This is a genomic window from Ramlibacter lithotrophicus (genome assembly GCF_012184415.1).
In the GTDB taxonomy this organism is placed as follows: Bacteria; Pseudomonadota; Gammaproteobacteria; order Burkholderiales; family Burkholderiaceae_C; genus Ramlibacter; species Ramlibacter lithotrophicus.
This window is the reverse complement of record NZ_VTOX01000006.1, coordinates 16,482-33,892: the sequence shown is the minus strand read 5'-3', so window position 1 is coordinate 33,892 and position 17,411 is coordinate 16,482. Positions and strand designations below refer to the sequence as shown.

The window sequence follows — 17,411 nt, the reverse complement described above, 5'->3', positions numbered from 1 at the left end:
TGAGTTCCAGGGGTATCGTTCACGCGCCGACGGCCAGCGCGATGCGGTAGGTCAGGAACGACGCCACCCACGCGAGGCCGAAGAGGTAGCCGGCCATCAGGAGCGGATAGCGCCAGGAGTTGGTCTCGCGCCTGACGACCGCGAGCGTCGAGATGCACTGTGGCGCGAACACGTACCAGGCGAGCAGCGACAACGCGGTGGCGAGCGGCCAGCTGCCGGCGATCACCGGGCCGAGCTGGTCGGCCACCGCGTCGCCGGTGGCGGAGAGGGCATACACGGTGCCCAGCGCTGCCACCGCGATCTCGCGCGCGGCGAGGCCAGGGATCAGCGCGATGCAGATCTGCCAGTTGAAGCCGATCGGCCGGAACAGCGGCTCGAGCGCCGAGCCGAGGATGCCCGCGATGCTGTACTGGATGGCCGCGCCGGACGCGCCGGCCGGCGGCGCCGGGAAGCTGGAGATGAACCAGACGAGGACCATCAGCGCCAGGATGATCGTGCCAACGCGCCTGATGAAGATGCCGGCGCGTTCCGCGAGGCCCCGCGCGAGGCTGCGCAGGCGCGGGATCCGGTACGCGGGCAGTTCCATCAGCAGCGGCGCGGCTCCTTCCTGGCGGCGCAGGTGCTTGAAGGCCCACGCGACCGCCATGGCCGCCACGATGCCCGCGACGTACAGGGCGAACAGCACCATGCCTTGCAGGTTGAACAGCCCCGCCACCTGCCGCTCGGGCACGAACGCCCCGATCAGCAACGCATAGACCGGCAGCCGTGCCGAACAGGTCATCAGCGGCGCGACCATGATCGTCGCCAGCCGGTCGCGCCAGCTCGTGATGCTGCGGGTGGCCATCACGCCCGGCACGGCGCAGGCGAAGCTGGACAGCAGGGGGATGAACGAGCGCCCCGACAGGCCGGCCACCGCCATCACGCGATCCAGCAGGAAGGCAGCCCGCGGCAGGTAGCCGGAGTCCTCCAGGGCCAGGATGAACAGGAACAGGATCAGGATCTGCGGCAGGAACACCAGGACGCTGCCGACACCCGCGACGACGCCGTCGACCAGCAGGCTGCGCAGCACGCCGGGCGGCATCGCATCCTGCAACAGGGCGCCGGCGTGCTGCATGCCTTGCTCGAGCGCGTCCATCGGCAGCTGCGCCCAGCCGAAGACCGCCTGGAACATCAGGAACAGGATCGCCGCCAGGATCGGCACGCCCCAGAACGGATGCAGGACGACCCGGTCGATGGCGTCGTCCAGGCGCGTGTCCACCTCAGGCTCGCGCACGGCGGCCTGCAGGATGCGTCGCACCTGTTGCTGCGTCTGCACGACTTCCGCGACGCTGGGCGGCGTCCAGTCGCCCGGCACCGGGCGCTGGTCGCGGATGCAGGCGTCCAGGTGCGCCACCAGCGCCCGCGCGCCGTCGTCGTGCACACCGACCGTCTCCACCACCGGCATCCCCAGTTCCCGCTCGAGCGCCTGCCGGTCGATGACGATGCCGCGACGGCGCGCGAGGTCGCTCATGTTCAGCGCGACGACGATCGGAACCCCGAGGCGGCGTGCTTCCAGCACCAGCCGCAGGTTCAGGCGCAGGTTGGTCGCGTCGGTGACGCAGACCAGCAGTTCCGGCCGCTCCACGTCCGAGCGCAGGCCGGTCACGACGTCGCGCGTCAGCGCCTCGTCGGGGCTCAGCGGGCTCAGGCTGTAGGCGCCCGGCAGGTCCAGCACCCGCACCAGCCGTCCCGAGGGCGTGCGCATCAGGCCTTCCTTGCGTTCCACCGTGACCCCGGCGTAGTTCGCCACCTTCTGGCGGCTGCCGGTGAGCAGGTTGAAGAGGGCGGTCTTGCCGCAGTTGGGATTGCCCAGCAGGGCCACTCTCAGGTGCAGGGCGGCGTCCATCAACGCGTCTCCACCTGCACGAACGCCGCCTCGAAGCGGCGCAGGGCGAAGGTGCTGCGGCCCACCCGCACCGCGATCGGCTCGGCGCCGGGCGCGCGCGCCATCACCCGCACGGCCTCGCCAGGCAGGAATCCGATCTCGGCCAGCCGCCGCACCAGCGGCTCGTCTTGCGGGGTCGAGGGCGGCAGCACGGCAGCCACCGTCCCGGCAATGCCGGGGCGCAGGCTGCTCAGTGGAGTGGGGGGCATCTCATTCCTTCCTCGGCCGCCAGTCAGGCAAGCCGCGGGAATGAGAATAGTTCTAAGTTAGATTGGAAATGTTGACCCCGATCAAACCGGGCCTTCTGGACGGCGTAGCTCAGCCCAGCAGGCTCTCCGACCGGCGGATGCTCTCCCGGTCGCGGTGCTGATGGCGGTCGAGCTTGCCCAGGATGTGGTCGATCGCGCGTACCAGTTTCGTCGCCGCGCCGCGGATCGCCTCATCCATGGTCTGACCGCGGTGGTTCACCGCCACCGGCTCGTGGCCGGTCAGCCGGGCTTCGAGCATGCAGCGCATGTCGTCCGAGCCGCCCTTGCCGCGGTTCTCGTCGGTGAGCTGCACTTCGACGCGGGTGAGTTCCTGGCGGAACCGGGCCAGTTCCCCGTTGAGAAATTCGTTGGCCCAGCGCTCGAGGGATTCCTTGTTCTGGACGCCGTTGCCGGTGTTCACTTGCACTTGCATGTCAAGTTCCTTTCTTTGCTCGACTTCCAGTGTGCGGGCCCACCCGGCACCGTTGTGTAGGAGAGCGCCCCTGATCGCCTTCGGACGGCCCGGGCGAGCCGGCGCGGCCGCCTGTATGCTGCGCGTTTGCCTGCGGAGGATCAATGGCTGGCCTTGAAGCGATCGAGATGAACACGGCTGCCGAGCCGGTGGCCACCGTCGTCGTCCTGCACGGGCTGGGTGCGGACGGCAACGACTTCGTGCCGGTCGTCCGGGCGCTGGACCTCACGGCGGTCGGTCCCGTGCGCTTCCTGTTGCCCCATGCGCCGGTCATTCCGGTGACGATCAATAACGGCTATCGCATGCGCGCCTGGTACGACATCCTCGGCATGGAACTGGTGCGGCGCGAGGACGAGGCCGGACTGCGCCGCTCGCGCGACGACATCGAGGCGCTGCTCGCGCGCGAGCACGAGCGCGGCATGCCGGCCGGGCGCATCGTGCTCGCCGGCTTCTCGCAAGGGTGCGCCATGGCGCTGCTTACCGGGCTGCGGCACGGGCGGCGGCTCGCGGGCATCGCGGGCCTGTCGGGCTACCTGCCGCTGGCGCAGCACACCGCTGCCGAGCGCAGCGACGCGAACGCGCTGACGCCGATCTTCATGGCCCACGGCCTGCAGGACGAAGTGGTCGCGATCGAGCGCGGGCGGGCTTCGCGCGACCTGCTTGGCCAGCAGGGCCACCAGGTGGAATGGCACGAATACCCGATGGGCCACTCGGTGAGCCTGGACGAGATCGCCGACTTCAACCGCTGGCTGCTGGACGTGCTCGCCCGTCCGTGAGCCGGCCCCCGTGGGGCCATTTCGCAGGCGACGGACGGCCGTGAGAAGATTGGCGGCCGCCCCGCGTTTGGCCTCCCGGCAGCATGCATTCGGCGGCCGTGCTAACTTCGTCCACCACTGAAAAGACCCCGCGCCCGACATGAGCAACCTCCAGGCCCGCCTCGCCGCGCTCCAGCCCGAGCGCCTCAAGGGCATGCGTCGGGGCATCGAGAAGGAAAGCCTGCGCGCGAGCCTCGACGGCAGCCTGGCGCTGACCCCGCATCCGAAGGCGCTGGGATCGGCGCTGACGCATCCGCACATCACCACCGACTACAGCGAGTCCCAGCTGGAGCTGATCACGGGCGTCCATGCCACGCCCGAGACCTGCCTCGAGGAGCTGATGCAGATCCACCAGTTCACCTACCGCGCGCTGAGCGAGGAGGAGATGCTGTGGGTCTCGAGCATGCCGTGCAACCTCCCGGCCGACGAGAACATCCCGATCGGCCGCTACGGGTCGTCGAACGTCGGGCGTGCCAAGAGCGTGTACCGCATGGGCCTGGCGCACCGCTACGGGCGCCGCATGCAGACGATCTGCGGCATCCACTACAACTGGTCGCTGCCCGACGTGTCGAGCGAGCAGTACTTCGCCCTGATCCGCAACTTCCGGCGCCACGCCTTCCTGCTGCTGTACCTCTTCGGCGCGTCGCCGGCGGTCTGCTCGGGCTTCGTCGCCGGCCGCGAGCACGGGCTGCAGCCGCTCGGTCCGGGCACGCTGCACATGCCGCACGGCACCTCCCTGCGCATGGGCCGGCTCGGCTACCAGAGCGCGGCCCAGGCCAGCCTGGCCGTCAGCTACAACGGGCTCGACGGCTACGCGGCCTCGCTGCACGAGGCGCTCACGAGGCCCTATCCGGCCTATGAGGCGGTGGGTATCGTCAATCCCGGCGGCGAATACAACCAGCTGGCCACCAGCCTGCTGCAGATCGAGAACGAGTTCTACGGGACGATCCGGCCCAAGCGCGTGATCCGCCGCGGCGAACGACCGCTGCATGCGCTGCGCGAGCGCGGCGTCGAATACGTCGAGGTACGGCTGCTCGATCTCAACCCGTTCGTCCCGGTCGGCATCACGGCCCAGACGCTGCGCTTCCTGGACGTGTTCCTGCTGCACTGCCTGCTCTCGGACAGCCCGCCGGACACGCCGCAGGAGATCGCGGCGCTCGGGCGCAACCAGCACCAGACCGCCGCGTTCGGGCGGCAGCCGGGGCTGTTGCTGGAGCGGGGCCAGGGCGAGGTCGCGCTGGTCGACTGGGGCGGCGAATTGATGGAGTCGTTCGCGCCGGTGGCGGCCGTGCTCGACGCCACGCATCGGACGAGCGACTACACCGACGCACTGCGCAGCGCCCAGACTCTCCTGCACAGCCCGGAGCTGCTGCCGTCGGCGCGCGTGCTCGCCGTGATGGAGCGCGATTTCGGCAACTCGTTCACCGCGTTCGGCTGCGCCCAGTCCCAGCAGGCGCGGGGCAAGCTGCTGTCGCTGCCGTTCGGCGCGGCGCTGCAGTCGAGGTTCGCGGCGGAGAGCGAGCAGTCGGTGCGCGACCAGCGCGAGATCGAGGCCGCGGACCGCGTGCCGTTCGAGACTTTCCGGCAGCAGTACGTGTCCGCCGAGCTGCTCGATCCGGCGGCCAACGCCAGCGCGCCTGCCCTCGCCGCGGTCTGAGCGGCTGGCGGCGCCAAAGTCCGTAGTCCCGGCGGGAAAACCCGTGGCGCGGTAGAATACCCACTTCGATTGCGCAGGTGATCCGAAGCGCCGGGCGGCCGCCAAGCCGCCTCGGGGCGCGCCGGGTTTCCATCGTGCACGCGTCTTCGCCGGGCCTCGCAGGTCCGTGCGCCGGCCACGACGGCCGGCGCGTTCCGGACGCAGTCCCGGCCTCGAGCGCGAGGCAATGCCACCGGGGTTCGATGGTCGCCAGCCTGCCGCACGGGGGCTGGCACTCGCGGCGTGCGCAGGCCCACACTTTCAGGAGGAAGACTCAGCATGGCCAAGGAAGAATTGATCGAGATGCGAGGCCACGTGGACGAAGTGCTGCCGGACTCGCGCTACCGCGTGACCCTGGAGAACGGACACCAGGTGATCTGCTACTCGGGCGGCAAGATGCGCAAGCACCACATCCGCATCATCGCGGGCGACAACGTCTCCCTGGAGATGTCGCCCTACGACCTGACGAAGGGCCGGATCACGTTCCGCCACCTGGCGGGCCGAAACGGCCCGCCGCCCAGCCGGTAGTGAACCGGCGGTTGCAGCCTTGGCTCGAGGCGCAGCCGGCGACGCAGGACCGCAAGGGGGCCCGGCCTCCATTTCCTGCGCTGCCGCTGCGCCTTTTGCATGGAAAAGGCAACGGCTGAGCCAGGAGCGCGGCGTTGTCCTACACGGCCCGGTCGGCGCGGCGCAGAATCTTGCCGTTGAGTACCGACACACTACCGGAGCGACCATGCGCAACTTCCCGACCTTCCCCCGACTGATTGCCCTCGCGCTCGCGTGCGCCTTCGCGGCGGGTCCCGTGCTGGCGAAGGACAAGGAGGGCGACGGCCCCGGCCAGGGCCAGGGACGCGGACAGGGCAAGCACGCCGAGAAGCAGCGCGAGAAGGCCGAGAAGCGCCGGGACAAGGAGCAGAAGCAGGCCGACAAGCGCGACGACAAGGAGCGCAGGCACGCCGGGAAACGCCGGGTGGAAGACGTCCCGGTGGGCGGCTACTTCAGCGACCGCCACCGCAGCTACGCGCGGGAGTACTACACCGAACGCTATTCCAACGCGAAGGCATGCCCGCCCGGGCTCGCCAAGAAGAACAACGGTTGCATGCCACCCGGGCAGGCGCGCAAGCTGGTGCCGGGGCAGCCGGTGCCGGCCGGCGTGACGCTGTACCCGGTGCCCCAGCCGGTGATCGTCCAGCTGCCGCCGCCGCCCTACGGCTACCGCTACGCGCGGGTGGGCAACGACATCGTGCTGGTGCGCAACGAGAACCAGCTGATCGTCGACATCATCGTCGGCCTGCTGAACCCGTAGGGACCGAGGGCCGGCGGGCGGCGAGCGGCTACTTCGTCTTGGCGATCTTGCCGCGCGGGATCACGGCGGTGGTCGGCGGCATCGGCCGGTCCGAGGTGGCCGGCTTGGGCGGGGTGCTGTCCTTCTTGGGTTTCTTGGTCATCTTGTTGCTGCGCTGTTCGCCCTTGGGCATATGGCCTCCGCCGTCGTCGTGAATGTGCGGTGATGGTACGTCACTTGCCGCGCCGGCGACATGCCGGCGGCGCGACGCCCGCGGCGCGTCCGCCCCGGCTTCGGTACAGTCGCAGCCCATGCGACAACCCATTGCCCCCATTTCCGAACAGCCGCTGCTGGAGGTCGTGCCGCGCGACCTGTCGGCCTACCGCGCCGGCAACACCGGCATCCCCTACGTGCACCGCTTCGAGTCGGGCCGCCCCGGGCCGCACGTGCTGGTCAACGCGCTGACCCACGGCAACGAGCTGTGCGGAATGGTCGCGGCGACGCACCTGCTGGACGGCGGCGTGCGGCCGGCGGCCGGCACGCTCACGGTGAGCTTCGCCAACGTCGCCGCCTACGAGTCGTTCGACCGCGACAAGCCGTTCGACAGCCGCCAGCTGGTGCACAACTTCAATCGCGTGTGGTCGCCGGAATGGCTGGACGGCAGCGAGGACAGCCCCGAACTGCGCCGGGCGCGCGAGCTGCGCCCGGTGGTGGCCGCGGCCGACCACATCCTCGACCTTCATTCCACCTCGCAGCCGGTGCAGCCTTTCTGGGTCTATCCCGCGTTCGAGCGGAACGCGGCCGCGGCGCTGGCCATCGGCCGCCCGTCGGTGCACCTGGTCATGCCCAGCGGGTTGGGCAGCGGCACCCCGGTGATCCAGCATGGCCGCCATGGCGAGCCCGGCGGCGGCGGGGTGGCCCTGGTCGCCGAGTGCGGGCAGCACTTCCTGCAGGCGACGGCCGACCTTGCCGTCGAGGTCACGCTGGATTTCCTGGCTCACTTCGGGCTGATCCAGCGCGACGTGAGGCCGCGCCAGGCGCAGCGCCGCTTCGAGCTGCTGCAGACCGTCATGATCCGGACGCCGGAGTTCCGCTTCGCACGGCCCGTGGTCGGTTTCGAGGAGTTCGGCGAGGGGGAGCTGATCGCGACCGACGGTCCCGCCGAGATCCGTTCGCCCTGCGACCGCTGCACCATCTTCATGCCGGCCCGCGCCGCCACCGTCGGGCGCGAGGCGGTCTACCTGACGCGCCCGCTCTGAGGCAGGCGCCGCCACCGGCTCACGGCCGTTGCATCGCGGCCGGCGCGCAAGGCAGCAGGAAGCAGATGCGCACCCGCTGGCCGGCCGACGGCTCGGCCCAGATGCTCCCGCCGTGCGCCTCCACGATGGCGCGGCAGATCGCCAGGCCGAGGCCGGCGCCGCGCAGGTCGCCCCGGCCGGCCTGCCAGAACGGCTGGAACATCGCCTCGAGCTCCCTGGCGGGCAGCTCGGGGCCGCTGTTGGCGATGCAGTAGCGCACGCCTGCCGACAGCGCCTCCGCGCCCAGGATCACCTTGCCCCCGCGTCTGGTGAACTTGCAGGCGTTGTCCAGCAGGTTGGCGAAGACACGCAGGATGCGGTCGGAGTCGACGTGGACGGCCGGCAGCTCGCCGTGGGCGTGGATTTCGAAATCGATGCCTTCGCGCGCCAGCAGCGGCCGTGCCGCCCGGGCCGCCTTCTCCAGCAAGGCAGTGGCCCTGGCCGGCACCAGCTTGAGCGTGGCGCCGCCGGAGCGCACCACGGCCACCGACAGCAGGTCGCTCACCAGCGCCGACATCTGGCGCGCGATCTCCATCATGTTGTCGGCCATGGCGCGCACGGGCTCGCCGCCGGGAAGCTTGTGCGCCTTGAGCGCCACCGTGGCGGCCAGCGTCGTGATCGCGCTCAGCGGGCTGCGCAGGTCGTGCGTGACCAGCGCCAGGATCTCCTCGCGGTCGCGCACCGCCGCGCGCAGCTGTTCCTGCGTCTGGTGCAGGGCCGTGACATCCTCGTTCACGGCGATTGCGCCGGTGATCTCGCCCGAGTCGGAGCGGATCGGGCCGGCCCAGTTGATCACGGTCTTCATCGATCCGTCGAAGCACTGGATGCGGACCAGGTCGCGCGTGGAGGTCTCCCCGTCGCGCAGCGCGCGCGGGATGCCCCACTCCTCGGGCAGCAGCGGCTTGCCGGTGTCCACCCGCCATCCCATCTGGCGCCCGTAGTGCTCCGGGCCCATGTCGCCGCCGCCCTGCCAGATCCGGTGGCCGGCCGGATTGCCGCGCGTGATGCGCCCTTCGCGGTCGGCGATCCACAGCCCGACCGGCAGCAGGTCGAACACGGTGCGGAACAGCTCCTCGCTGGCCCGCAGGCGCTCCTGGGCCGCGTGCAGCGCCGTGATGTCCTCGTTGAGGACGATCCCGCCGGTGATCCGCCCGTCCTCGCCGCGCAGCGGCGCCGCCGAGTGGATGATGGTCTTGTGGCTGCCGTCGAAGCAGCGGATGCGCACCAGTTCGCCGATGCAGGTCTCGCCGTTGCGGATGGCGCGCGCCATCGCCCATTCGTCCGGCGCGATCGGCTTGCCCGTGTCCACGAACCAGCCCTGGAACTCGCCGAACTGCTCCGGCCCGACATGCGGTGCGCCGCACCAGATGCGCTCCGCGGCGGGATTGTGGCCGACGATCCGCCCCGACGCGTCGGCGATCCAGATCCCCACCGGGAGCAGGTCGAACACGCTCTTGAGGAGCTGCTCGTTGTCGTGCACCTGCCGCTCCAGGCGCATGCGTTCGCTCATGTCCTGGAACACGCCGACGCCGCCGATGGTGCGGCGGCCGGCGTCGGTGATCGGCGCGGCGCTGGCGAGCACCGGCAGCTCGAACCCGTCGGGGCGCCGGACGATGAACTCCTCGGCGATCACGGTCTCCCCGCGCAGGGCCCGCGCCGACATCAGCTGGTCGGGCGGGACCGGCCTGCCATCGGCGAAGAAGATCCGGTCCGCGTACTGGGCGCTGCCCGCCGCGGGCGCCACCGCCATGCCGATCAGCTCCTCGCAGCGCCGGTTGGCCACGATGCTGCCGTCCGGCTGGTACAGCATCACCGCAAGCGGCAAGGTGTCCACCAGCGTCTGCAGCTGGCGGCGGTCGGCATCGACCTGCTGGAACAGCGCTTCGCGCTCTGCCTGCAGCGCCCGGCGCTCCGAGATGTCACGGACGAAGCCCTGCCACTGGCCGTCCGGGAGGATGCGCGCGGTCACCTCGACGGGCAGCAGGCTCCCGTCCTTGCGGCGCAGCGTCCAGTCGGTCGCGCCGGTGGTGCCTTCGATCATCGCGGCGCGGGCGCGGTCCAGCCGGCCGAGGTCGGTGTCGGGGACCGCTTGCTGGATGCGCTGCCGCATCAGCTCGTCGCGCGTGTAGCCGAGCATCGCGCACCCCGCGTCGTTGACGTACAGGTAGCTGCCCGCGGCGTCCGCCACGAAGATGCCGTCGGGCGCATGGTCGATCAGGGCGTGCAGGGCGGCGGCCCCGAGGAGGTGGTGACGCCCGGCTTCCGCAACGCTCTCGCTCACGCTGTGCTCCCGCCTGTGGATGCCCGTATTCTTCGTCTGCCCACCCGCTCCCACAGTGACCCGCGTCAACAGGAGGCGGCCTCTCACATTCGGTTGCACGCCCCGCGTGCGCGAGCGGTCCCGCCACGCATGACATCCGTCAACGACAGCGCCGCCGCCGGCCGCTATCGTCGCAGCGCACCATGAGCCAGCCTGTCGCCATCGTCCCGCCCGCCAGCGAACCCACCGCCCGCCATCGCCCCTACGAGGACCTGCAGGCGCTGGCCACCGGCACGCTGTTCGTGGCCCTGGGCGTGATCATGTTCAACCAGGCGGGCCTCCTGACGGGCGGCACCGTGGGGCTGGCGTTGCTGGCCCACTATGCCAGCGGCATCGATTTCGGGCCCGCCTACTTCCTGGTGAACCTGCCGTTCTACGTCCTCGCGTGGACGCGGATGGGCGCGGCGTTCACGTTCAAGACCTTCGCGGCGGTGGGACTGCTGGCGCTGATGGCGCATTACCTGCCGCTCGGCCTGGCGTTCCGGCACCTCTCGCCGGTGCTCGCCGCCGTCCTGGGCGGGCTGCTGTGCGGCACCGGCATGCTGATCCTGTTCCGGCACCGGGCCAGCCTGGGCGGCCTCAACACGCTGGTGCTGTTCCTGCAGGAGCGGCTCGGCTGGCGCGCCGGCAAGGTGCAGATGCTGCTGGACGGCCTGATCCTGCTCGCGGCGCTGTTCGTGGCCGACCTGCCGCGGGTGGCGCTGTCCGTGCTCGGCGCTGTGGTGCTGAACCTGACGCTGGCGATCAACCACAAGCCCGGGCGGTACCTGGCCGTGTGACCAGTGAAAACGGGCGCCGCGGCGCCCGTTCCAGCGTCGCCGGCGACGCCTTACTTCGCCGGCATCTTCAGCTTCTTGTCCAGGAAGTCGTTGGTGAACATCGTGGCCGGATCGAACGCCTTGTCCACGCCGATCAGCGACGACACCAGTTCGTAGTCGGCCTTCACCCGCGCCGGGTCGAACGCGCCGAGCGCGGTCGTGTCGTCGCGCATCAGCGTCTTGATGCGCTCCCACTGGTCGCGCTGGTTGTCGGGATTGAGGCCGCTGACCGCGGCCGTGAGCGCCTGCAGGCAAGGATTGAAGTCCTTCACGCAGGCTTCGTAGGCGCGCTGCGTGATCGAGGTGAACTTGGCCACACGCTCCTTGTTGGCCTGAAGGAACGCGTTGTTCACGATGATCGAGTTGCCGTACGGGTTGACGCCGATCTCGCGCCACGGCTGGAAGCCGAGGTCGGCCCCGAACTCCCTGGCCTTCAGGTCGTGCTCGTTGTAGAAGTCGCTGATGATGTCCACCGACTTGGACTTCAGCGCGGCGACCTTGGCCGGCGGGCTGATGTTGACGAAGTTGACCGAGGCCGGGTCGATGCCGACCTTTTTCGCGAACGCCGGCCACATGATGCGCGCCGCGTCGCCGGGCGGGTTGCCGACCTTCTTGCCGACGAAGTCCTTCGGGCCCTTGATGCCCGACGACTTGAGCCAGTAGAAGCCCTGCGGGCTGTTGGCGTAGATCACCATCACGGCGGTGATGTTCGCGCCCTTGCCCCTGGCCTGCATCGACGTGGCGAGGTCCGAGATGCCGAGGTCCGCGCCGCCGGAGCCGACCCGCTGCGCCGACACGGCCGACCCTTTCCCGGCCTCGATGTTGACGTCGAGCCCGGCCTGCGAATACCAGCCCTTGGCCTTGGCGAAGTAGATCGGCGAGTGGTCGGCCGTCGGCGTCCAGTTCAGCATCAGGTTGATCGACTCCGCGGCGCCGGCGGGGGCGGCGGCCAGCATCGCGGCGGCGCCCAGCGCCGACAGCAGGTGTTTCATGGTGAATCGCTCCGGGAAGATGGAAGGTGAGGTGTCTCTGATAGTATCAACTGGCTGGTTGACAGGCAACCAGTCCGACCCGCACTCCACCGTGACCAAGACCGCGCGCTCCCCATCGCCCGTCCGCGCCGCGCCGGCGCCGCGGCGCGACCCCGCCGCCAGCCGCGAGGCGCTGATGACGGCGGCCGTCGCGCAGTTCGCGCGCAAGGGCTTCGAAGGGGCGCGGGTGGACGAGATCGCCGCCGGCGCCGGCCTCAACAAGCAGCTGGTCTACCACTACTTCGGCAGCAAGCAGGGCCTGTACCTGGCCGCGCTCGAATCGGTGTACGTGCAGATCCGCGAGAAGGAGCGGCGCCTGTCGCTCGGCGAGCTCGACCCGGTGGAGGCGATGGCGCAACTGGTGGGCTTTTCGTTCGACTACCTGCTGGAGCACCCGGAGTTCATCGCGCTGCTGGCCGACGAGAACCGCAACAAGGGCGAGCACATCCTGGGATCGGAAAAGCTGCGCCGGATGCACACGCCGTTCCTCGACATGCTCGATGCCACGCTCGCCAAGGGGGTGGAGCAGGGGGTTTTTCGCGCCGACTTCGACGCCGTCAACGTGTACATCTCGATGGCCGGCATCTCGTACTTCTTCTTCTCCAACAACCACACGCTGTCGGCGATCTTCGGCCGCAAGCTCGGCTCGCGCGCGGCGCTGGCGGCGCGGCGCCGCCACGTGATCGCCTTCACCCTCAACGCGCTGCGGCCGGAGGGCGCCGGCTGACGCGTTGTCAACCATCTGGTTGACACTGCCGGGCGCCGCTCCTATCATTTCGCGCACTTTTCCCCGTCCCGCATGACCTCCTCCGACAACGCGCTCGCGGCCCCGGTGCTGCCCGGCCTGGCCGCCGGGCAGCCGCGCTGGCAGCGCTGGGCGCTGATCGTTTCGGTGCACCTGGCCGGCATCGCGCTGTGGGAAGCGGCGGTGCGCGTGTTCGACATCCAGCAATTCATCCTGCCCGCGCCGTCGCGGGTGCTGGCGTCGCTGGGCAACGAGAACCTCAGCTGGCTGTCCAACACCGCCGTGACGGCGCTGGAGGTGTTCGCCGGCTACACGCTGGGCGTGGTGCTTGGCATCCTGGCGGCGCTGCTGTTCGTGACCAGCCGCAAGCTGATGCTGCTGGTGTTCCCGCTGCTGGTGACGCTGAACATGATCCCCAAGGTGGCGCTCGGGCCGCTGATCATCGTCTGGTTCAGCTACGGCATCGGCCCCAACATCCTGATCACGTTCAGCCTCTGCTTCTTCCCGATCCTGCTGACCACGATCCGCGGCCTGAACGAGACCGAGCCCGACCTGCTGGACCTGGTCCGCGCGCTCAAGGGATCGCGCTGGCAGTTGTTCCGCCACATCCAGCTGCCGGGATCGCTGCCCTATGTCTTCTCCGGGATGAAGGTCGCCACGGTGCTGGCGGTGGCGGGCGCCGTCGTCGGCGAGTTCATCGCCTCGGACAAGGGCCTGGGCTACCTGATGATCCAGGTGCAGGCATCGCTGGACATCCCCGCCGTCTTCATGGCGGTGCTGCTGATCACCGCCCTGGGCGTGCTGCTGTACATGCTGGTGCTCCTGCTGGAACGCCTGTTCATCACCCAAGACGCGAGACTGCAATGACCGCTGCCGCCGAACCCACGCTGCTCGACGACCTGCCGTTCCCGGAGCGCTTCGAGAACGAGGCGGCGCTCGAGGACTACCTCGCCACGCCGTCGCGCGAGCTGGTCCGGGACCTGGCCGGCATCGACGGCGACCTCCTGATCCTGGGCGTCGGCGGCAAGATGGGGCCGACCCTGGCGCGGCTGGCGCGCAACGCGATGCCGCGCGAGCGCCGCGTGATCGCCGTCGCTCGCTTCTCCGAGCCCGGCGTGCGCGAAAGCCTTCAGGCGCACGGCATCGAGACGATCTCCTGCGACCTGATGGATCGCGAGGCGGTCGCGAAGCTGCCGCAGTGCAGGAACGTGGTCTTCATGGCCGGGCGCAAGTTCGGCGCCGAGGGCAACACGCCGCTCACCTGGGCGATGAACGCGTACGTGCCGGCGCTGGTGGCCGAGACCTTCCGCCAGTCGCGCATCGTGGCGTTCTCCACCGCCTGCGTCTACCCGTTCGTGCCGGTGATCAGCCAGGGCGCGAGCGAGGACGAGAAATCGCTCACGCCGCCCGGCGAGTACGCCAACTCCTGCGTCGGCCGCGAGCGCCTGTTCGAGCATTTCTCGCAGCAGTACGGCACGCCCGGCCGGCTCTTTCGCCTCAGCTACGCGATCGACATGCGCTACGGCGTGCTGGCCGACGTGGCGCTCAAGGTCTGGCGCGGCGAGCCCGTCGACGTCACGATGGGCCATGTCAACGTGATCTGGCAGGGCGACGCCAATGCGCAGGCGCTGCGCTGCCTTGCCGCCGCCACCGTGCCGACCTCGCCGATCAACGTGAGCGGTCCCGAAACGACCTCGGTGCGCTGGCTGGCCGAGGAGTTCGGCCGCCGGTTCGGCAAGCCGGTGACGATCACCGGCCAGGAAGCGCCGACCGCCTGGCTCATGAACACCAGCCAGGCCGAGCAGCTGTTCGGCTATCCGCGCGTCCCGCTGCTGCGGCTGGTCGGCTGGATGGCGGACTGGATCGCGCGCGAGCAGCGGCTGCTGGGCAAGCCGACCAGGTTCGAGTCGCGGGATGGCAGGTACTGAGCCCCAAGCCCCGGCCGCGGTGACCGAGGTCGAGCGGCTGGCGCAGCTGACGCCGCAGGCGCTGGCGATGCTGGGCGAGCTCGTCGAGCAGAGCCACTGGAACCAGACCTTCGACGACTGGCGCGTCTTCTTCGACAGCGGCGCGATCTACGTGGTGCGCGACGACGCCGGCCGCTTCCTGGCGAGCGGCGCCGTGCTGCCGATGGGGGAGAGCCGCCCCGGTTGCCTTGCCAGCGTGACCGGCCGCGGCGTCGCGTGGATCAGCATGATCCTCGTGACCCCCGCCAGCCGCGGGCGCGGGCTCGGCCGCCTGGTCTTCCGCGAGTGCCTGCGCCACATCCAGGCGCAGGGCCGCATCGCGATGCTGGACGCCACGCCGGCGGGCGAGGCGCTGTATGCGAAATTCGGTTTCGAGGTGCTGTGGCGGCTCACGCGGTGGCGGCGCGAGGCGCGGCCGGCCACGGCCCCGGAACTGCCGCCGTCGCATCCCGATCTCGACAGCCTCGCCGAACTGGACCAGGAGGCGCTCGGCTTCTCGCGGCCCGCGCTGCTGCGTGCGCTGCTGGAGCGGCCCGACTCGCGCTGCGTGCGGCAGCCGCAGGGGTTCGCGATCGTGCGCAGCGGGCGCGTGGCGCACCACATCGGCCCGCTGGTCGCCGTCGACGAGGCCGCGGCGATCGCCGTCCTGCGGGACGCGGCCGCGCGCTACGGCGGGCCGCTGCTGATCGACGTACCCGACGAACGGCCCCGGCTGCGCGAAGCGCTGCTCCACGCCGGTTTCACGCCGCAGCGCGGCTTCGCCCGCATGGCGCTGGCGCTCGGCGGGCAATGCGTGCCCCAGGGCCAGGCCCACTTCATCCACGCCGTCGCCGGGCCCGAGTTCGCCTGAGGGCGCCGCGCGACAGGAGCATCCCATGGCCTTGAACCGATCCGACCTCCCCGAGAACGTGCTGTCGCTGTTGGCGCAGGGCGCCGTCATCCCGGCGCACCCGCTGGCGCTCGACGCCAGCCGCCGCTTCGATGCGCGCCGGCAGCGCGCGCTCACCCGCTACTACGTCGACGCCGGCGTCGGCGGGCTGGCCGTGGGCGTGCACACCACGCAGTTCGCGATCCGCGAACACGGCCTGTACGAAACCGTGCTGCGCAGCGCCATGCAGGACCGGCTGGACTGGGACCAACGCCCGATGGCGATGATCGCCGGCCTGTGCGGCGGCACCGCGCAGGCGAAGAACGAGGCGCGGATCGCCGTGGGCCTCGGCTACCACGCGGGGCTGCTCAGCCTCGCGGCACTGGCCGGTGCGCCCGAGGACCAGCTGATCGAGCATTGCGAGGCGGTGGCCCGGGAGATCCCGCTGGTCGGCTTCTACCTGCAGACGGCCGTCGGCGGCCCGGTGCTCTCCAGCGACTTCTGGCGGCGCTTCGCCTCGATCCCCAATGCGCTGGCGATCAAGGTGGCGCCGTTCAACCGCTATCGCACGCTCGACGTCGTGCGCGGAGTGGTGGCGGCGCGCGCCGAGGAGCGCGTGTTCCTGTACACCGGCAACGACGACCACATCGTGCTGGACCTCGCGCTGCCGTTCGTGGCCATGCGCGATGGCGCGCCGGTCAGCGTGCGGTTCCGCGGCGGGTTGCTCGGCCACTGGTCGGTGTGGACCCGCAGCGCGGTGCAGCAGCTCGCTCGCATCAAGTCCGAACTGGCGCAGGGCGGCGGCAGCCTCGGCCCCGAGCTGCTGGCGCTCGACGCGCGCGTGACCGACTGCAACTCCGCGTTCTTCGACGTCGCCAACAACTTTCACGGCTGCATCGCCGGCTGCCACGAGGTGCTGCGCCGGCAAGGCCTGCTCGAAGGCATCTGGTGCCTCGATCCGGCCGAGGGCCTGGGGCCCGGCCAGGCCGGGGAGATCGACCGCGTCTACCGCATGCATGCGGACCTCTCGGACGACGCCTTCGTCAGCGAGAACCTGCAGCGATGGCTGTCATGAACGCCGCGCGCGAGCCGCAGGCCGCGGCCGGCGAGCCGCTGATCCGCATGCGCAACCTGCGCAAGGTGTACCGCAAGCGCGACGAGGAATTCCTCGCCGTCTCGGACGTCACGATGGACATCTTCCCCGGCGACATGGTGTCGCTGGTGGGGCCGTCGGGCTGCGGCAAGACGACCCTGCTGAAGATCCTGTCCGGGCTGCAGTCCCACGACGGCGGCACGCTGGAGGTGGGCGGCGGCAACTTCAATCCGGGGCGCGACGTCGGCATGGTGTTCCAGCAGCCGTTGCTGCTCAAGTGGCGGACCATCCTGGAGAACGTGCTGCTGCCGGCCGACATCCTGCACCTGGACCGCAGGCAGGCGACGCAGCGCGCGCACGAACTGCTGGAGATGGTCGGCCTGGCCGGTTTCGACAACAAGTATCCGTACGAGCTCTCCGGCGGCATGCAGCAGCGCGCCGCCATCGCCCGGGCGCTGATCCACTCGCCCAAGCTCGTGCTGATGGACGAGCCGTTCGGCGCGCTCGATGCCCTCACGCGCGAGAAGATGAACCTGGAGATGCTGAGGATCTGGGCCGAGAGCCGGACCACGTTCGTCGTCGTCACCCACAGCATCCACGAAGCAGTGTTCCTCGGCTCGCGCTGCGCCGTCCTCACCGCGGGCCCGGCCCGCATGGCGGACTGCTTCCCGATCGAGCTCGAGGAGCCGCGCAAGCTACACGTCAAGACGAGCCCCGAGTTCGGCGAGTACGTCCGCCGGATCTACGAACTGCTGGGCGTGGAGTAGGGCCGGGGCCTGCGCATTTGCACGCCCGGCACGCCGTCTTTGCACGGCGGACACCTTTTCGCCG

18 protein-coding genes are annotated in these 17,411 nt (G+C 70.2%); 12 read left to right on the top strand and 6 right to left on the bottom strand.

Features of this window, described 5'->3' with window-relative positions; translation table 11 throughout:
• Positions 1-19: 19 nt before the first annotated feature.
• From feoB to RAMLITH_RS16240, 3 genes are all read right to left on the bottom strand, one after another.
• Positions 20-1,885 carry a ferrous iron transport protein B gene (gene feoB / locus RAMLITH_RS16250; protein WP_168108490.1) on the bottom strand — a complete coding sequence of 622 codons (1,866 nt, stop codon included), beginning with the start codon at positions 1,883-1,885 and terminating at the stop codon, positions 20-22.
• Positions 1,885-2,133: a FeoA family protein gene (locus tag RAMLITH_RS16245; protein WP_168108489.1), complete on the bottom strand. Its 249-nt coding sequence runs from the start codon at positions 2,131-2,133 to the stop codon at positions 1,885-1,887. The genes feoB and RAMLITH_RS16245 overlap by 1 nt, the downstream gene beginning before the upstream one ends.
• A 109-nt stretch (positions 2,134-2,242) precedes the next feature.
• Positions 2,243-2,605 (bottom strand): HPF/RaiA family ribosome-associated protein, encoded by a 363-nt coding sequence (locus RAMLITH_RS16240; protein WP_168108488.1) that lies wholly within the window; start codon positions 2,603-2,605, stop codon positions 2,243-2,245.
• Between the two features lie 143 nt (positions 2,606-2,748).
• On the opposite strand from RAMLITH_RS16240, the gene RAMLITH_RS16235 reads away from it, so the two are divergent.
• The 4 genes from RAMLITH_RS16235 (at position 2,749) to RAMLITH_RS16220 (ending at position 6,461) form a co-directional block, all read left to right on the top strand.
• The gene (locus RAMLITH_RS16235; protein ID WP_168108487.1) at positions 2,749-3,420 is read left to right on the top strand and encodes an alpha/beta hydrolase; all 672 of its coding nucleotides are present in this window, start codon (positions 2,749-2,751) and stop codon (positions 3,418-3,420) included.
• A gap of 139 nt (positions 3,421-3,559) precedes the next feature.
• Positions 3,560-5,116 (top strand): glutamate--cysteine ligase, encoded by a 1,557-nt coding sequence (gshA, locus tag RAMLITH_RS16230; protein WP_168108486.1) that lies wholly within the window; start codon positions 3,560-3,562, stop codon positions 5,114-5,116.
• 318 nt (positions 5,117-5,434) lie between these two features.
• Entirely contained in the window at positions 5,435-5,683 is a 249-nt protein-coding gene (gene infA, locus RAMLITH_RS16225; RefSeq protein ID WP_168108485.1) for a translation initiation factor IF-1, read from the top strand.
• A gap of 205 nt (positions 5,684-5,888) precedes the next feature.
• Positions 5,889-6,461 carry an RcnB family protein gene (locus RAMLITH_RS16220; RefSeq protein ID WP_168108484.1) on the top strand — a complete coding sequence of 191 codons (573 nt, stop codon included), beginning with the start codon at positions 5,889-5,891 and terminating at the stop codon, positions 6,459-6,461.
• A 28-nt stretch (positions 6,462-6,489) separates the two neighbouring features.
• Here the strand turns inward: RAMLITH_RS16220 and RAMLITH_RS16215 are convergent, their stop codons facing one another.
• The gene (locus RAMLITH_RS16215) at positions 6,490-6,633 is read right to left on the bottom strand and encodes a hypothetical protein (RefSeq protein ID WP_168108483.1); all 144 of its coding nucleotides are present in this window, start codon (positions 6,631-6,633) and stop codon (positions 6,490-6,492) included.
• Between the two features lie 118 nt (positions 6,634-6,751).
• On the opposite strand from RAMLITH_RS16215, the gene RAMLITH_RS16210 reads away from it, so the two are divergent.
• Positions 6,752-7,699 carry a M14 family metallopeptidase gene (locus RAMLITH_RS16210; protein ID WP_168108482.1) on the top strand — a complete coding sequence of 316 codons (948 nt, stop codon included), beginning with the start codon at positions 6,752-6,754 and terminating at the stop codon, positions 7,697-7,699.
• Positions 7,700-7,718: 19 nt separating this feature from the next.
• Here the strand turns inward: RAMLITH_RS16210 and RAMLITH_RS16205 are convergent, their stop codons facing one another.
• The gene (locus RAMLITH_RS16205) at positions 7,719-10,019 is read right to left on the bottom strand and encodes a PAS domain S-box protein (RefSeq protein WP_168108481.1); all 2,301 of its coding nucleotides are present in this window, start codon (positions 10,017-10,019) and stop codon (positions 7,719-7,721) included.
• Between the two features lie 182 nt (positions 10,020-10,201).
• On the opposite strand from RAMLITH_RS16205, the gene RAMLITH_RS16200 reads away from it, so the two are divergent.
• The gene (locus RAMLITH_RS16200) at positions 10,202-10,837 is read left to right on the top strand and encodes a YitT family protein (RefSeq protein ID WP_168108480.1); all 636 of its coding nucleotides are present in this window, start codon (positions 10,202-10,204) and stop codon (positions 10,835-10,837) included.
• Between the two features lie 50 nt (positions 10,838-10,887).
• On the opposite strand, the gene RAMLITH_RS16195 is transcribed toward RAMLITH_RS16200, so the two are convergent.
• Positions 10,888-11,868 carry an ABC transporter substrate-binding protein gene (locus tag RAMLITH_RS16195; RefSeq protein ID WP_168108479.1) on the bottom strand — a complete coding sequence of 327 codons (981 nt, stop codon included), beginning with the start codon at positions 11,866-11,868 and terminating at the stop codon, positions 10,888-10,890.
• Positions 11,869-11,959: 91 nt separating this feature from the next.
• Between RAMLITH_RS16195 and RAMLITH_RS16190 the strand changes: the two genes are divergently transcribed.
• The 6 genes from RAMLITH_RS16190 (at position 11,960) to RAMLITH_RS16165 (ending at position 17,347) form a co-directional block, all read left to right on the top strand.
• The gene (locus RAMLITH_RS16190; RefSeq protein ID WP_337786163.1) at positions 11,960-12,634 is read left to right on the top strand and encodes a TetR/AcrR family transcriptional regulator; all 675 of its coding nucleotides are present in this window, start codon (positions 11,960-11,962) and stop codon (positions 12,632-12,634) included.
• A 72-nt stretch (positions 12,635-12,706) separates the two neighbouring features.
• On the top strand, positions 12,707-13,519 hold the full coding sequence (locus RAMLITH_RS16185) for an ABC transporter permease (protein ID WP_168108478.1): 813 nt from the start codon (positions 12,707-12,709) through the stop codon (positions 13,517-13,519).
• Positions 13,516-14,580 (top strand): NAD-dependent epimerase/dehydratase family protein, encoded by a 1,065-nt coding sequence (locus RAMLITH_RS16180; RefSeq protein ID WP_168108477.1) that lies wholly within the window; start codon positions 13,516-13,518, stop codon positions 14,578-14,580. The genes RAMLITH_RS16185 and RAMLITH_RS16180 overlap by 4 nt, the downstream gene beginning before the upstream one ends.
• Positions 14,567-15,469 (top strand): GNAT family N-acetyltransferase, encoded by a 903-nt coding sequence (locus RAMLITH_RS16175; RefSeq protein ID WP_168108476.1) that lies wholly within the window; start codon positions 14,567-14,569, stop codon positions 15,467-15,469. The genes RAMLITH_RS16180 and RAMLITH_RS16175 overlap by 14 nt, the downstream gene beginning before the upstream one ends.
• Before the next feature lie 25 nt (positions 15,470-15,494).
• Positions 15,495-16,562 carry a dihydrodipicolinate synthase family protein gene (locus RAMLITH_RS16170; RefSeq protein ID WP_181017790.1) on the top strand — a complete coding sequence of 356 codons (1,068 nt, stop codon included), beginning with the start codon at positions 15,495-15,497 and terminating at the stop codon, positions 16,560-16,562.
• Positions 16,559-17,347 (top strand): ABC transporter ATP-binding protein, encoded by a 789-nt coding sequence (locus RAMLITH_RS16165; protein ID WP_168108475.1) that lies wholly within the window; start codon positions 16,559-16,561, stop codon positions 17,345-17,347. The genes RAMLITH_RS16170 and RAMLITH_RS16165 overlap by 4 nt, the downstream gene beginning before the upstream one ends.
• Positions 17,348-17,411 lie beyond the last annotated feature (64 nt).